The sequence below is a fragment of the Paenibacillus anseongensis genome (genome assembly GCF_009757995.1).
GTDB lineage: Bacteria > Bacillota > Bacilli > Paenibacillales > NBRC-103111 > Paenibacillus_E > Paenibacillus_E chondroitinus.
This window is the reverse complement of sequence record NZ_WSEM01000005.1, coordinates 109,985-127,674: the sequence shown is the minus strand read 5'-3', so window position 1 is coordinate 127,674 and position 17,690 is coordinate 109,985. Positions and strand designations below refer to the sequence as shown.

The window sequence follows — 17,690 nt, the reverse complement described above, 5'->3', positions numbered from 1 at the left end:
AAAGCTAAAAAAGAGGGGAGCACTTGACTCCCCTGACTCCCCTTCTATTTTTTACTCTATTTTGGATGCTACAAACGCGAGGTCGTCAATATCGATTTTACCGTTGGCCACAACGTCTGCTTTTTTCGCTTGCTCCCAATCCGGGCTGTTTGTATCTTTGCCATAGTTAGCTGCTACAATAGCCAAATCGCCAATCGTCACTTTCATATCATTCGTGAGATCGCCCGGCATGCCTGGAGTCGGTGCAATAATGGCTACGCTGTAGCTGGAAGCCGCTGCTTCCGCCTCTCCTCCTTGTGCATCCCCGAGAACAGCCTTCGATATTGTGACAGTTCCTGTCGTATTTTGCGTGACGACTTTCGCTCGGAAAGTCAGCTCCGCCACTAGCGCGTTACCGCTAACCGCATGAGCTGTACCTTGACTTACGATGATCATTCTCAGCGTACCTGCTGATTGCGTAATCGGCTTGATAATGGTGACGCCCTCAATCACGGATTTAGCTGAGACAAACTCCATCACGTTGGCATCATATTGAACGGTTACATCTTGAGCCAATGCCGCTGTTGCTACGCTTTTCAAACCGTATGTGACTATGAACGGCTCACCGGACTGAACGGTGCTTCCTCCCGTTAGCTCTGTCGAGAGCGTCATCGGTGAAGCCACAATGTTTACCGTAATGACAGCCTCTTCGGAATCGGCTATACCGTCATTGGCTTTGAACGTAAACGAATCTGTTCCTGTTGCGCCCGGGTTCGGTGTATACGTGAACGCACCTGTTGCCGGATCCGTAATTACTGCTGTCCCTTTCGTGCCATTAACGGCAATCGCATACGTCAGGGCATCCCCATCATAACGGCTGACCGATAAGTTGCCGGTATAAACAACGTCTTGCACGGTGCTGACAGCTGCGCTTACTGCTGTAGGGCTCTCATATAAGGAGAGGGAGAAATCATCGATGTACGCTACTTTTCCATCATTGCTCGCATTCGTATTTTTCCATGAATAAATGTTGGCCGATGTATTTGCAGCTCCTGTTTTGAAAATGATTTTACCTTCTGAGTAATCCAGTGTGCTGATTGATTTGGAAATCTGGCTGCCGCCATAATTTTTGACGCCGATGCTTTGCGTATTTCCGGCATCCATAACTTTAATCCAACCTCTGGCTACATAGTTCGTATTCGGCGTCAAACCGCTTACCACTTGTTCAGCCCCAGAATTGTTGCTCATGAATTTCACGGCATTGCTGCCGGAATGCACATGGGCAGGATCGCTAATGATGGCGGCTCCCGTACCATAAAATGAAGTCCAGCCAGGAGGCGGCGTTGTAGTACCGGCTTCGAAACCACCGTTTTGGAGCAAGTTCGACTGCGCGATCGCTACTGTTACTGTTCCGATATTCGAATCGAGCAAGCCATCGGATGCTTTGAAGGTGAAGCTATCGTTCCCTGTAGCGCCTGGGTTAGGTGTATAGACGAAATCGCCGGTCGTACTATTCAACAGTTGAACCGTACCTAAAGACCCATTGCTCACGATTGAAAATTGCAGCTGATCGCCATCAGGGTCGCTTGCAGAAAGCTTGCCTGTAACAGGGAGGTCTACTTTCACGCTGTATTTCGCATTCGAAATCAATGGACGGTGATTCGCTCCCGTTGTATCGCCTTGGTATTCGAATGCTCCAATATCCGCGAATCCTTGATATAACGGATCGCCTTTATAATCTTTACCGCCGTTATTCGTTATCGCCATCCCTGCATTAATCGCAGGCGAGTCCGGTTGCAGCTCGTATGCATTGGCTGAAGCCAAACCTGCTCCTGCACCACCAGGATTCACAAACTTAGGTTCAGCGGTCACCTTGTTGGCATCGTTAGGCTCATTGGCAGGATGAACGCCACCCGCTTCATAGAACACATTGTTGCTGAATAAAGCATTGCTCCAGCTGTTGTTCAGCCAATTCGTTGGTGTCGTCGTGTTCGTGTTATAGAAAATATTATTATAGAAGCTATAACCGCTTTTCACAGTGTTGCCTGAACCCATAATTTGGTTTTTACTGCCATCATAATAAAACACATTATTGTAAATAGAGCCCGTTGTCTTCTCGTCAAAAGCAAAGTGTCTGAAGATAATACCGTCGTTCTGACTGACGTTGTAGCGCAAAACATCATTCTCATTGGTTCCCATCAGGAGCATAAAGCCCATCGGATTGTCATGGCTGTAATTGTATTGGTAAACCGTATTAATCAGGAATTCGTCGAAATCAAAGGCGCATCCGTCCTGATTATTCGCAGGGCCTCCCGTAACCTCGTTGTACTGAATGAGCGTATTCTTGGCGACAGCCAGCCAAATTCCTGCAATGGCATTGCTGCTCGCAACCCGCGTACCGAATTTGTTCAAATAGTTATATTCCAGTACAGCCCCATCCGTATCCCGTAAAATAATCCCGTCGCCGCCTACATCCTCCATCGTGTTGTGGGCAATGTAAAAGCCCGTGTTCCAATTGCCATATTTAAATGTGGCTGTCGTTGAGAAGGAATCATCGCCGACGTAGTTCGCATGAGCCGCAACACGAATGGCAACGCGATCGACTTTGCGAATCGTATTATTTTCAACCTTCACATCATTGAATCTAGCCTTAGTCACTTGACTTGTTGGAGCCGTTCCTTTGACGACGCCGATAATGCCGCCATTTTCTTTAGGGCCTGCATTGTTGTTGCCATCAATATCATGAACATAACAGTTGCGGATATAAATGTGGTTGTACACCCGATCGCTTTCATTGGCATCGATGGTAAAGAAAATACCCGCACGAAGCGCAGCAGAGTCGTTATTTTCAACCGCAAAATTGTCATCATTCGTTACTTCTAAATTGTTAAGCTCCCAGTATTCCTGATTTTTCAGAAAAACAGCTCCTGAGTTGTAGGTCGTGGTTGAGTTGTAAATCGTTTGATCAAAATTATTCCCCTTGCCGTTAATCATAGGCCTGTTGCCTGTGCCATATTGATCGATGATAATGGGATTGCCTTCCGCTCCTGATCCCTTCGGCCATAATTGACCATCCCATGAATCGCCGGCTTTGAGCAAAATCTTGTCGCCAGGAATAAATGTCGTCCCGCTGACTTTATTCAAGGTTTTCCATGGTGAAGCTGCGCTTAATCCATCATTCGCGTCATCGCCTGTCGAGGAACTGACATAGAAGGTATGGCTTCCTTGACCCGAAATTTGAATGTTCGTTTGACCGACGACACCGCTGCCGTCTTGCGCCGTTGCTTTTACCGTTACGGAACCATTGTCTACGGCTGACAACAAGCCGGTGCTGCTAATCGAAGCACTTCCCGTTCCATTCTCTACCGTCCAAGCTACATTGGTGGTTGGCGCTCCTCCAGGCTGAGCGGTCGCTCCCATTTGAAGTTGTCCGGCACGCGAAGTGATCTGTGTCGCTCCGCCTGCTCCTGTCACCGTCAGGGAGGTCATTTTGACATCGAACGTTAGCTGCAAAATATTGCTTTTCACACCGCTAGGATCATTGGCTGTCGCTTGAATTTGCACGGTGCCGGCTTTGACTGGCGTAAGAACGCCCGCGCTCGAAATCGTTGCAACATCCGCCCCTTGCAGGATCGCCCAAGTCACCGTTGGATCCGCCGTACCAACTGGTATGACTTCAGCGCTCAGTGAAACAGGATCAAGCGTTGTAAAGCTTGTTGCTCCTGCTGGCGCTTGGATTGTGATAGCTGCTGCTTTAATCGTCTGGCCTGTGATCGTAATTAAAGCGCTATCAGATAGTTCCGGCTTAACCGTAGAAGTCGCCGTTACCTTGACCGTCCCATTCCCCTTCGCAGACAATAAACCTGCTGCCGAAATCTCTGCGAGGTTCGTTGGCGTACCGTCTGCATTTTCGACTTTCCATGTGACCATGGCAGGAGCGCCGGCCGGATTTGCAGCAGCTAGCATTTGTAATGTACCTGCATCTGCTGTAATTACTGCCGCTCCACCTTGACCTGCTACTGTTAATCCTTCCAAATCAGCGGTTGTAACCGGGATCGAAAGAGTTGTCGAGAGACTGGTTCCAAGCTGAGTTGTTTTGATATCGTCGTAGTAAGTTACCGCATTATTGGGCAACCAATTGCCCAGTAGAGCGACGTATTGATATTTCGTTTCCGCTGTAGTTGTGCCAACCAAAGTCCCGTCTATGTACATTTTGGCATCCGTGCCCGAAGTCAGATCCCATTTAAATTCATGCCAGGCTGGTGTTGTTCCACGATTTACGGATGTAGGAGAGAAAGATGAGCTCATCAATCTCGTAATAAATTTAGTCCCCGAACCTGTGGCACCGTCCCAATGTTCTCCCATAAGTAGGCCGGCTGATACATTCACGCCTCCAGATGTCGTTTTTGTCCCGACATAGATATTGTTTCTGGATTGGTCAGAAGGAGAAGCAGCCCCAGCAGATCCATTATAAAACCATGCCGTAACTACACCATTCAGTGCTGCGCCCATATCAACTCTTACAGTATTCGTTGTTGGTCCAGTACGATTGGCACTATACGTGCCGCTATGTGCCGGAATGCCTGCCCCTGTTTTGGCTACTACCGCCGTTGAGGTCGTTGTCGTGGCACTCGGGTCATAGGTAAAGCTGCCAATATTCCCGCCTTCAAAACCTTCAAAATATTTCACATCCAAATACTTGATGTCCGCTTTAACATCCACAGGCACATTGCCCGCAGAGCCATCGTACGTCAAAATACCTGTTGCATCATCAATCGTTACACCTTGTACGGTTGACGTATAATGAACGCTGCTGAGCTCAGGGTCTGTCGAGTTGGAGGCGGTCGTCTTTTTCAACTCTACTTCCGTACCATTGCTCATGCGGGCCATTACCTTCAACTGAAGTTGCTCGCCGAGCGTCGCGATCTGCGCTTTGTCAGCTACCACATAGGTACTTACGACCGTGGGTATGGCTGATGGCGAAGGAATGACTGCCGCATAGGCTTTTTGGCTGCTGCTTCCGAGAGGAACATTCACCACATTGGCGGCCAAAAGCGCAACAGCACCTAGAGAAACAGTGCGTTTAAACGTTTTAATAAAGTGCATGATTCACGGCTCCTTTGTATCGTATGAGAAGCGATTGTCTTCTCCATATGATACAGTACGTATTGTCCAAATCGTGTGCATTATCTTTACTTTTTCGTTTAATTTCTTTACTTGTTTCACAGGATGGATTCGACAAAGTTTTCTGTGAACATGAGTTTTTGTAGAATGATGACACATTTTGTATCAGAGCCCACACACATTCACGCACGTTGAGAAAAGAGGGTAAAAGGAGATCAGAGAGAGACTCTTTAAAGACTCTTCTCTGATCTCTGCATGTTCAATTATTGGATGATTTTCGTTGCAATCGCTGCAAGGTCATCGATGTCAATGACGCCATTTCCACTTACATCGGCTGCCTTCACATCCTGCCAATCTGGGCTTGCTGTTGATTTACCATAATTCGCAGCTGCAAAAGCAAGGTCACCGATGCTCACTTTGCCGTCGTGGTTAATATCGCCTGAAGTGCCCACAGTTATATTCACTCCAACGGACGATACGGCGGCTGCTGTTTCCGTGCCAGTGCTGTCAGCCAGCATGGCGCTTGCTACCGTGATCGCTGCTGATGCCGACTGCGTGATCGACTTTGCCCGGAAGGTGACCTCGACCAGCGGTGTCTCTCCCGTAATCGCGTTCCCTGCCCCTTCGCTAGCTAAAATAAGCCGTAATTTACCTGACGTATTCTTCGTAACGACTAGGCTTACTTTATCTTTCACCGATTTAGCCGACACGAAATCCAACAAACTATCCTCATAATTGATCACAAAATCTTCGGCATAAACTTGACTCGTCACATTGTTCAGTCCTAAACGAACAACGAATTCACTGCCTGGCGTGACAGAAGTAACACTGCTTAGCGTCGTCTCCGCATTGGAAGGTACGCCTGCTTCCACAGTCACTTGGCTTGTCGCCTGAAAACCGCCGTCAACGCTCGTGGCTGTAATCGTCACTGTCCCTGGTTTAATTCCGGTTACAATTCCCTTACCCGCTTGATTCTCCACGCTCGCTATCGTCGTATCACTGCTGCTCCAAGTGACATTCTTATTGCTCGCATTCACTGGCATTATTGCAGCTGTCAACTCTGTCGTTAGTCCTTGTTTGACCGTTGCTGTGGATTTATCAAGCTGCAATCCCGTGACAGGAATCTGCACGGTTGTATCCTCGCGCACTGCGCTCTTCAAATTCGGGAGCGTCTCTTGTCCTAGCGCATTGGCAACAACGGCTGTTTCCAATGTAGCGGTGGCAGACACATCTTGCGCTGTCGCTTGGATCTTCAACAAAGCTGCATCCGGTGTAATGCCGTTGTCTGCGCTGAGCACGACTCTTGTTTGTCCATTAGCGGACTCACTGCGGATAACCTTCACGCCTTCTTGAACGGATTCTACCGCCGTTACGTTCAGTCCGTTCGTTGCAACAACAATGTCCATCGCTTTGGCAGGAGACGCCGTATTGCTGACAGCCAACTCATAATACTTAAGCTGCTGCGTTGTTGGAGCTACCACTTTCGTCAGCTGTAAATTAGGCGCATCCGCTTTGTTCTGATCTTTCTGAGCGACGAACATGCCGTTAATCCCTTGGGAATCACCGATGGTACTGTTAATGCCCAGCGCCTTCAATACCGTGGCAGCCAAATCTTTGGTCGTTCCACCTTGCAAAATTTTCTCCTTGCCCGTATCGGTTGCCACCGTTCTTCCGTTTGCCGCAAAGAAAATCGTTGTCGCCAGCGGAGAATCCTGTCCGTGTGAAGTCGCGCTTCCCAGCGTCGTATTGGCGTTCTCCGTGCCTCCGCCGTGATCTGGCAGCATGACAATCAAGGTGTCATCTAGCAAGTTTTTGTCTCGCAGCGCGTTGACAACTGTTCCTACGTTCAGATCCGTCTTCGTCAGCTGCTCATAATATTGCTTCGTGTAGAAGCCAATACCGTGTCCCGCATGGTCCATATCGTCGAATTGGATGAACATAAGCGATGTATCGAGCGCTTTACCGCTAGCCACATACTGTGCAAAAGCTGCTGCGTCCGCTTCATCATTTCCTGTTCCGACTTCAACACCCACAGACGGTTCGATATGCCCGTCCAAAATGTTTTTCCACTGCGCGAAAGCGACCATTTTCTTGTTCGGCAAAGCTTCTCGCACCTTCTTGAAAACGGACGGATATGGAGAGGTTTCCGAATAATAATAGAGTCCGCTTTCCGTATTGTTGATTTGATGTTTGCTAAAGTCAACGCCATTCAACATAGCGCCCCAGTTCGGGGATGAGCTTGATGGCAGTGTCGTTTTGGCTGTGTAGCTGACAGCGCCTTTCTCAATTAGACTACGCAGGTTAGGAGCAATCTGCCTATTGCCGACCTGCTCCTTCAGGGAGCTTGGCGTCTCCCAATACGGCGCATTGGGCATCACGGACAAACCGCCGCCATCCATGCCGATGACGACAACCCTTTTATACGGAACGTATTGCGCGTTGCTGGCAATGGCGTTCTGCAGTTCGGCGGAATTACCTTGTGCAAGGGCAAGGTCGCCAACCGTGACAACGCCGTCCTTATTCAAGTCTTCTGTGGCTTTCGGATGAATTTGAACCGTCTCCGGCTGCGTATTAAACGTTTCATTTACCATTTTAGTCGTGCCGGCATAAAACTCTGCTTTGCTTACTTGAATTTGCCCTTGCCCGGAAGCTGCTTTTGTTTTGAAAAACACTTCAGAAATTCTCGATTTGCTGTATTCAAGCGGATTTGTTTGGCCGTAAACGATGCCTCCCGGAATGGTCAACTTCACGATCCCAGGCGTGGATGTATCTGCGGATACAGCGTTCGTTGCGTTTACAAACTCGAATAAGTTGCTGTCATAAGCGAGTTCAATAACTGATTTATCCACTGCCGTGCTCATCGTTGGCGTGCGCAGATCCAAATTGACCCGGAATGTACTCCCTTGTACGGCATGTTCAGCGCCAATCAAGTTCAACGAACCTTTAAAGTTCTCATTCACCTCTATCGGAGGCGCGCTATTAAACATATCCCCGACTTCCTGTGCAGTGACAGCTCGTTTAATGACTTGCATTTCGTCCACTTGCATGTCAAACGTGCTTACCTCGTAATTCCCTGTGCCATCGTTGCCAATCATCGTGGACAATCCCGAATCAATCGTTCCTGTTCTGCCGGCAATATTCATACTGCTGGATATGCTTTGGTATAACGAGCCAGTTTTCACTGAAATAGCTACCGGTACTCCGTCTTTATAGAAATCCGCGCGCCCGGTCGTTCGATCATGGGAGACGACGATATGATGCCATTTTCCGTCAGCTACATTCGGAATCTCCGCATCCGCTCGCGACCCGCCCTGTGTGTTATAGTTCCATTTCAAACTATTATTCGGCTGTAATGATAAGGCATAACCTACATTGCTGCCGCTAGCCCAATTTTTGTTTGCAATAACCGGCGGATCGCTTGCTACACCAGGAGACTTCACCCAGAAAGCTAATGTAAAGTTTGTGCTTGTGCCGAATTGCAGATTAGCCGGCTTGCCCAGATTCAAATATTGCCTGTTCGCACTTGTCGAGTTGAGATTGAGTGCTTTCCCTTCTCTTCCCGCCACATAAGTTGGATTCCCCGCTGCTGTGACATTGGTTGCGTTTGTGGAGCTGTCGACAGCATTGTCCTCAAACTTCAATTGAAGCGCAAAGTCCGAAGCAACGACTTCGGCATAGGCGGTTTCCGCCATAAATGGCAGCGTAACCGACAAACTGGAAGTTGCTAAAAGCGTAGCTGTTAACGTAGACATGAACACTTGCTTAAACGTTACTTTCACTTGGACATCCTCCCGAAATAAAGTAATAGTTTTTGTTGCTTGCCAACACGTTTACAAAACTAAAACAATATAAAAACACACAATAACAACTCGTTACTCTGTGATCTTATGCGAGAGAAGGACAAATGACAAGTACTTAAAGTAAATTTTACAAAACAAAAACAATGTAAATACACACAATAACAACCCATTAACCTGTTAGTTTATTCGAGATAATTAGCGATGGCAAGACCTTCGACAAAAGTTCCTACCATTCGTATTTTTTCAGCTTTTAATACTCGACTCCGTAAGTCTTTCAGACACAGCAGCCGTTATATGCACGAAAATAGTCCCCAAAGAGGAGACCCTCAATGAATCTAGCAAGGGTCTCCTTCCTCTGTTTATTCCACCATTTTCGAAGCAATGAAGGCCAGATCGGAAATCTCAATCTCTCCGTCATTATTGAAATCCAGATGTTTAATGCTCGTCCAATCCGGACTTGACGTGTTTTTACCGTAGTTAGCTGCCATCATACCCAAATCGCCGATCGACACTCTTCCGTCGTTGTTCAAATCGCCAGGAGTGCCGGCAGGAATTGGTGTTACTTGAACGCTTAGGGAGGAATTTAACACTTTGAACTCGTTGCCCAGCTCATTCCCAAGCGTAGTGTCCGTCACTTCGATGAAGGTCGTCATAGCTGTAGAAGTCACTTTAGAGTTAAAAGTGAGCTTTAACAATTGCGCATTGCCTGTTACGGCGTGACCTGCGCCTTGGCTGGCGGTGATCAAACGAATTTTACCCGTTCCATCATTCGTTTTTCGCACGATGCTAAGATTCGGATACACCGGCTCCGCCGATACGAATTCCATGACATTCGGATCATAGGTTAATGTGATATCTTCCGCATAAGCTTGCTGCGCCACATTGTTTACGCCATAAGCGACTTCGAGCGGCTGTCCGCCCTGAACGCTGGAGCTTCCCGTAACCGTTGTGTATGGAGCTTGTGGTGTAGCCGCAGTCACTTTGATGGATGCAGACGCTTGCTTCCCGCCATACGTTGCCGTAACGACCGTTTCCCCTTGGGAAACACCCGTGATCGTACCGTTTGTTAGCGTAGCCAGAAGCGTATTGCCGATCTGCAACACAGATGCAGCTGTCACATCTTGGTTGGATCCATCCGAATACTGCGCTTTTACCTTAACAGGTGTGGACTGCCCTTGCTGTACTTCATAGCTCACCGCATCAAAAGCGATGGTTTGCAAGGTAGGCGCTGCTTGATTTTTCCTGCTATCCAACAGCGTTTTTGCTGCTTGGAGGGAAGCAATCGCATTTACAGCCTGCTCCTTGGTCGTCGACCATGATTGGAACGTCCCCGTTGCCCGGACGATATCAGAGCGATATTCCTCCATCGCTGCCTGCGGATACTGTCCTGAGCTGCTGCCTGTAACATTCGGGTTGTCAGCAAGCGCCCGAGCTTGATTTAAATCAGCGTATAGCTGGTCAAATTCGGTAATTGCCATCCGGTTGGCCTGCTCCTGATACGACTTTTGAACTTCCTCCATGGTAAGAGCGGTGCTGAATAGTCTGGCCACGCTGACATCGCCATTTAGCACGATACCGCCCTTATTACCGCTGGAAGGGTCGGCCCCTATGGCAAAATTCATATTCGGCTGCTTGAGTTGACCGGTGGCATTCAAGGTCTTCACTTTTTGACCATTTAAGTAAAGCACGATTTGTGTACCGTCATAGGTAGCCGCCAGATGATAGGGTATTCCTGCCGACAGGGTGACCCCTATACGTTTATAGGCCCCGTCGATGTATGCCCACAACTCCACATTGCCACCGCTTGTCGATTCAAATGAGAGACCTCCGCTCTCCGTATTACCGAAAATCGCTTGATTGCGCACAGAGTTCATAATGAAGTCTGCTTCCAGCGTAAATTCGCCGACGACCTGTTTAATGGAGTCGCTTGGCGCGATGCGGAAATATTGATCGTTGGTTCCGTTCATTCTGCCCACATATTTTTTGAACACGTTGCTGTACGCAATCGTCGCACCGCTGCCATTCGCCACAGCATCATTGTGCGCTGTAGACCGATCCTTGCCTGTGCCGTCGGCAAAGTCGATGTCGATGACGGCCAATTCATCAATCGAAGCTGCCGGCGCCGTTCTAAACTCCGTCGTTAGCGCTGTGTCGCTGCGGTTATTGAAGGAATCAAGCGCCCATATTTCAGCTCTGTAAGGCGTGTTTGGACGAAGGCCGGCAATGTCCAGCGACAGCGAGCTTGGAACAGGGTCATAGTACCATTCTGAAAACGCTTTTATTGACATGGACTGTACATTCGTATCCGCTTTAATCATATTGATTTCATACGAGTGCACCATCAAATTATCCGTTGCTTGATCGAAATTCAATTTGATTTTCTGCGCTTGAATTGAAGACGGATCTACGCTGGCATGTGCGCTTATAGGAAAAGCCGGCTTCACCTGATCGCGACTGTTTGTATAGGTGAATTTTGATTTGTCTGCTGGATAACGTACCACATAATCTTCGCCAGTCCACTTATTAGCATGAAAATCTCTGCGCTTAATGACAACCTGGCCATCCTGTACCTCAACAATTAATCCCTGCATGATATGATCGTCTGGGAAATTGCCCTGAATTTTCCCTGGTTCAAGTTCCGGGTAGCTGATAGCTGACGTGCCTAGTGAGGTAAAATCCTGCTGGTGAATCGACCTGGGATCGTCAATCGGATAATGGGAATGTCCCGTAAACGTCACGACCTGCGGATATTTGCTTAATGCGTTATATAATTTGGTGTTGAAATAACCCCAAAGGTCGCTGCCGTAGACGGTGTCCTTGATGTGCTGGTGATGAAAGACGAAAATCGGCTTGTTCGGATCCGCATTTTCGGCCAGCTTTTGCTCCAGCCAGGCGATCTGGGCATCTGACATTTTGCCGTCTCTCGTAGAATCTTCCGTTCCTAACATAATAAAATGAAAACCGTTAATCCATTTATCGTAATAATAGTTTTCTGTGCCCGTCTTTTGTTCAAAGCGGTCTTGCGCAAGCTGAGGCGTCAGGCCATTGATGTACTCGTGATTGCCGATGACGAATAAATTGGCGGCTGACGGCACTTTCTTTCGATTGAAGATGTTCATGACCGTATCGTATTCGGAAATGGCCCCGTGCTCCGTCAGATCGCCTGCAATGGCGATGGCGTCATAGTCAGGCACCAACGTTCGAAGCTGATCCATTGCTTGCTCGAACTTGGGAGCGTCTGTCGTGCGGTTGCCCATCTGCAAATCGCTGATAACGGGAAAAACAAGATAGTTTCCGTCAGAACGCTTGCGTGGTGCATAGACGTCATCGGTCACGGCGGCTGATAACGTTGCGCCATTTACCGTTTGGCTGCCCCCTGGCAAATCGATGCCTTCAGCTCTTGCTACTCCGTTTGTCTTCCCCGGCAAACTGTTAAATGTCAAAGCGCCGATTACAAGTAAACTTAAGACTGATTTCCGAATTTTTGCAAATGACTTGGCATGCATCTGGATTTTACTCCTTTTCATTGTCAGTTAAGTGGAAGAGGAGGAACCACTCGAACCGTCAGTTCAAGAGTCCCTCCTTTTAACTTAGATACTATTCCATGATTTTCGAAGCAATGAAGGCCAGATCGGAAATTTCAATCTCTCCGTCATTGTTGAAATCCAAGTGTTTAATGCTCGCCCAATCCGGACTTGACGTATTTTTACCGTAGTTAGCTGCCATCATGCCCAAATCGCCGATCGACACTCTTCCGTCGTTGTTCAAATCGCCAGGAGTGCCGGCAGGAATTGGTGTTACTTGAACGCTTAGGGAGGAATTTAACGCTTTGAACTCGTTGCCCAGCTCATTCCCAAGCGTAGTGTCCGTCACTTCAATGAACGTCGTAATAGCCGTAGAAGTCACTTTGGAGTTAAAAGTAAGCTTTAACAATTGCGCATTGCCTGTTACGGCGTGACCTGCGCCTTCGCTAGCGGTAATCAAGCGAATTTTACCCGATCCATCCATCACTTTTTTAACAATGCTCAGGTTTGGATACACCGGCTCCACTGATACGAATTCCATGACATTCGGATCATAAGTTAATGTGATATCCTCCGCATAAGCTTGCTGCGCCACATTGTTTACGCCATAAGCGACTTGGAGCGGCTGTCCGCCTTGAATGCTGGAACTACTTCCCGTTAGTGTTGTATATGGAGCTTGTGGTGCAACTACTGTCACTTTGATAGGTGCAGACGCTTGCTTCCCGCCATACGTTGCCGTAACGACCGTTTCCCCTTGGGAAACACCCGTGATCGTACCGTTTGCTATCGTAGCCAGCAGCGAATTGCCAATCTCCAACACGGATGCAGTTGTCACATCTTGATTAGTTCCGTCCGAATACTGTGCAGTAACCTTAACAGGTTTGGATTGCCCTTGCTGCACTTCATAGCTTGCTGCATCGAAAGCAATCGTTTGCAAAGTAGGCACCGGCACTACATCCACCTTATACACATTCAGCTCTGAAGCAGAAGCGAAATTGCCTGCGCCAGCTGTTGCTTCAAGCTTGATGAATGCAGCATGAACGGGTGCAAAATTCACTTCTTTCAGGCTGTTATTTTGCAGCCATGCTCCACTCGCTACTTTCGTATACTGATTGCCGTCGTCGCTGATATATACGTTGTAACCGGTAATTGTACCATTAGCGGCATCCTGACGAGGCGTATATTCCAATTTGCTGATTTTGTAAGTTCCGCCTAAATTCAAAACGATCGATTGTGGCAGCGGATCAACGTTAAACCATTTGATGTGCCACCAGGTGCTCGGATCTCCGTCAATCGCCAAGTTCGGCTCGTTACCGGCCTGGAAGCTTGCAGCCGTTGCCGTCATTTGCGTTTGCGGAATTTTCACCAAACCGGTTTGTCCCGTTACCGTAACCTCTACCGTAGCTTTATAACCGCCTTCTGCCGTAGTTGCGGTGATCGTAGCTGTTCCTGCGCCTTTTGCAGATACGACTCCGTTCGCATTTACCATGGCAATCGCAGGGTTGCTTGTGCTCCAAGTCACGCCTGTGTTGGCAGCATTCAAAGGCATGACAGTCGCTTCCAAGGCAATCGGCGCATCAAGCACATTCATCGTCATCGCCGAACGATCAAGCGTAATGCCCGTTACCGGCGCTGTTCCGACAATCGGCAAGCCGATCAGCTTCACGTCCGCAATGCTAGCCTTCGTATTCGCATCAGGCAGTCCTGTAATTGTAATTCTCACATAACGCCCTTGGCTGCCAAACGTATCTTTGAGGACTGGCGCTGCTTCCGTATTGTTCATGCGGTTTAGAACCTGAATCCAATTGCTGCTGCCCGCTTCACGGACTTCCAGCTTGTATTTGTACACTTTATCGCTTTGTCCGAACGCGATCTCCAGCCCTTGGATGGCATGCATGCTGCCCAAATCAGCGGACCATACATGGTCAGCGTTCGTATCACCAGCCATCCACATCGTATCCATTTGTCCATCATTGGCGTTACTTGCCGCGAAGGACGGATCCGAGCTGTCTGCAGATGCCGGTTTGCCTTTCAAAATGTCTCCCAAGGTTGGCGGTGCCTGCGGCGTTTCATACACATCAAGCTCAGATGCTGAGGCAAACCCGCCTACGGCGACTACAGCCTCTAACTTCACATAGCGAGCGTCAACCGCTTCGAATTGAACATACTTTTTAATATTATTTCGAGTCCAAGAGCCCGAACTTATTTTGGTATAATTCGTGCCGTCGGTGCTGACATACAGATTATAGGTTTGAATCGTGCCATTTCCAGCGTCCGTACGCGGTGCATAACGGAATTGGCTAATGTTGCGCACCTTGCCCAAATCAACAATAATCGATTGCGGCAATTTGTCTGAGCCATCCCATTTCGTGTGCCAGACGGAGTTGGCGTCGCCATCAATGGCTTTGGACGCTTCGCTGCCCGGCTGGAAGCTTAACGCTGAAGCCTTCAGCTGATTTTTCGGAATTGCCAGAGGTACAGGCACAGTCCCATCCCGGTACACATTCAGCTCAGCCGCTGCCGCAAAACCATTAACGCCAGCTGTTGCTTCCAATCTGACATATTGCGCTTCAGCGGTAGGGAACGTCACGGTTTTCTCCTGCTTATCCGCATTCCATGTGCCGCTGGTTACCTTCGTATAATTGGTTCCATCTGTACTCACATAGATGTTATAAGCTGTAATAATGCCATCCGTGCCTAGATATTGTCTTGGCAGGTACTTCAGTTTATTCACAGAGAATTTCGTGCCTAAATTCAGTGTAATGGACTGTGGCAATGGTGCGCTGCCGTCCAGTTTCGTACTCCACACCGTCTCCGTGCTTCCGTCAAGTGCATTCACTAAAGGAGAAGTCGCATCAGTACTTGTCGCTGTTGCCACTATGTCTCCTTGCGGGATTTTCGTTGGGTCGTTATCCGGTTCCGGCAGTGTAATGACTTCTGAATCTGTCAAAGGTGTCGTATCCGCTTCAAAACCGGCTACTTTTAATTCAAATCCTTGATTCGACGGCATATCCGGCGTTTTCACATAGAGGATACCGCCTTTATCTGTCGCATCAAAATACCAGCCGCTTGCTGATGCCGCCAACTCTGTTTTACTTGCACGCTCTGTATAAGCGGAACCGCCAACAGCCACACTAGCCGGTTTCACGTGCATGTGAATTTGGAATTGATTGGTGCGTGCCGCCAGCTTTCCGTTGTAATCGCCAATGCTTGCTCCTACTTGAACCTTCAAATCGCCGGTTCCAGCTTCCGGAGCGATGGAAGTAATTAACGTTTTCGCAAATTTGCCATTGCGGTGTTCTCTCGTTATCCCATCATCCTCGTACATTGTGAAAGATGAAGTTTTGTAAGGATAGATATCGTACGTTATCGGATTAGGCGGCACTTGGCCGTCATAAAGCGTTTCCGGATACATCGGAATAATGGCGCCGGCTTTGACGAGCAGCGGCACACGGCTCAGCGGAGCGCTGTATTCGTCCAGCATTTTGGAACCGTAATGCTCAGCCCCCGTCCAGTAGTCGATCCATTTGCCTTTTGGCAAGTAAATCCCGTTTCTTACGGTCGTATCTTTGTAAACCGGTGCTACGAGCAGGGACTGCCCGGACATGAATTGATACTGTGTTAATGTATTTTTCGTATTCGGATCGTTCGGGAATTCATAGACCATCCCTCTCGTGAACGGGGCTCCCGATTCATAAGCTTCATTCAGATAGGTGTAAAAATAAGGCGTTAAGCGCTGTCTAAGTTTTAAAATATCACGGTTATAGCTTGTATAAGGCTCCCCATAGCGCCATGGCTGTTTATCAACGGATGCCCAACCGGACATGCTCATCAGAATTGGTGTAAACGCTTTCCATTGTAAATCGCGGACATACGTTTGCGCGCTGCCGCCAAAGATCCCATCCACGTCACCGGTTGCGTAGGTCATGCCTGACAAACCGGCGCCGATCATCGAAGGAATATGGAAACGGATGTATTCCCAGTTCCCCGATTGATCGCCGGACCAAACGGTTGAATAGCGCTGTGTACCTGCCCATCCGCCAACGGACCATACAAAACCGCGAGAGTCGGAGTTGCTCTCAACGCCTTGATGCGCCTGCTTCGTTGCATCCAGCGCGAAGTCATACCCAGGCCCGACCCACGCAACGTCCAGCTTATTCAAACGAGTTCCGGCCACGCCTACTTCAGTGGCGATATTCGCAAGACCGTTTTGCGTCCACAAACCGGTGTAAAAGCCCAAATCATGAAGCTGCGCTACGGTGCTCGGCAGCTGCACATATCCGCAGCCATAGCCGTCATTCGGCAGCAGCCAACCGCCCGGCATGTCATTGTCGCGGAAGCCTTGCGCTACCTTCAGAACATCCGGTGTCGTCAGCTTATTCGGCTTGTTGGCGCCTGTATTGCTTGTGTTGTAACAATCCGCATCCCCCATGCTCATTCCCCATCTAGGAATCAGCGAAGGTTTGCCTGTCAAATCGGTATAACCGTTCAAGATATCCTTCATCGTATCGCCGTAAAAATAGTACGCATCAAAACGATTTTCATTGTGCGTCAATTGTGCGGGACTGCCGAAATCGTAGGTACCGTCTTGAAACGTATTCCGCAGTACGCCATAACCAGCCGTGCTCAAGTAAAACGGCGATGGATTGGAGACCGTACCGCTGCCCCAATCGCCAAAGTTTTTGGCGATCTTGATCGTCTTATCCCGGTGAGAGAAAAATCCATTTTGCATGCCTCCGCCGTAGTAGTACTCATCAGTACCTCTGACAAGCTTCTGAGTTGTAGAGGATGAGCTGTAGTTTAACGGTGACTCCTCTTGCCAAACAACGGTCGCGTTGTCGCTTTTGTACATCGCGAATTTCATCGGTCTTTTGTAAGCACGTAAAACGAATTTGCCTGTTGTGATTTTGTAGTAGCTGCCCTCATCTGTCCAATCCACAGCGACCGGGCCGAAATCCTCCTTAACCACGATTGGCTCTTTCGGTGCAGACGAGCTTCTGCCCGCTAGCGTTTGAAAATTCCCGCCTACACCAAGCCAGATTCGAACCATGTCGTCGCGATTAAAAATGACCTTCACCTTATCGGATCCCGATGTGATGGTGAACGTCTTCGCATCCGTCTTCTCGAAGTTCGTGATGTCGCCAACCGCTGCCGCATGTGTCGTGGTCCCGCCCAAGAAGATGATGGCTACGACGAACATCAGGCAAAAAACAAAACCAAATGCGTGTTTAAGCGTCTTCACTTCCTACACTCTCCTCTTCAT

Annotated in this window: 4 protein-coding genes; all 4 read right to left on the bottom strand. The window is 48.6% G+C overall.

Features of this window, described 5'->3' with window-relative positions:
• Window positions 1-51: 51 nt before the first annotated feature.
• The 4 genes from GON05_RS05170 to GON05_RS05155 all read right to left on the bottom strand — a co-directional run bounded on the left by GON05_RS05170 (window position 52) and on the right by GON05_RS05155 (window position 17,669).
• Window positions 52-5,085, bottom strand: a complete 5,034-nt coding sequence (locus GON05_RS05170; RefSeq protein WP_157318146.1) for an Ig-like domain-containing protein — start codon at window positions 5,083-5,085, stop codon at window positions 52-54.
• Between the two features lie 281 nt (window positions 5,086-5,366).
• Window positions 5,367-8,882, bottom strand: a complete 3,516-nt coding sequence (locus GON05_RS05165) for a LamG-like jellyroll fold domain-containing protein (RefSeq protein WP_157318145.1) — start codon at window positions 8,880-8,882, stop codon at window positions 5,367-5,369.
• Window positions 8,883-9,262: 380 nt separating this feature from the next.
• Window positions 9,263-12,409: a LamG-like jellyroll fold domain-containing protein gene (locus tag GON05_RS05160; RefSeq protein ID WP_181646423.1), complete on the bottom strand. Its 3,147-nt coding sequence runs from the start codon at window positions 12,407-12,409 to the stop codon at window positions 9,263-9,265.
• Between the two features lie 91 nt (window positions 12,410-12,500).
• A complete protein-coding gene (locus GON05_RS05155) occupies window positions 12,501-17,669 on the bottom strand; it encodes a discoidin domain-containing protein (protein ID WP_157318143.1) in 5,169 nt (1,722 codons plus the stop codon).
• Window positions 17,670-17,690: the final 21 nt, after the last annotated feature.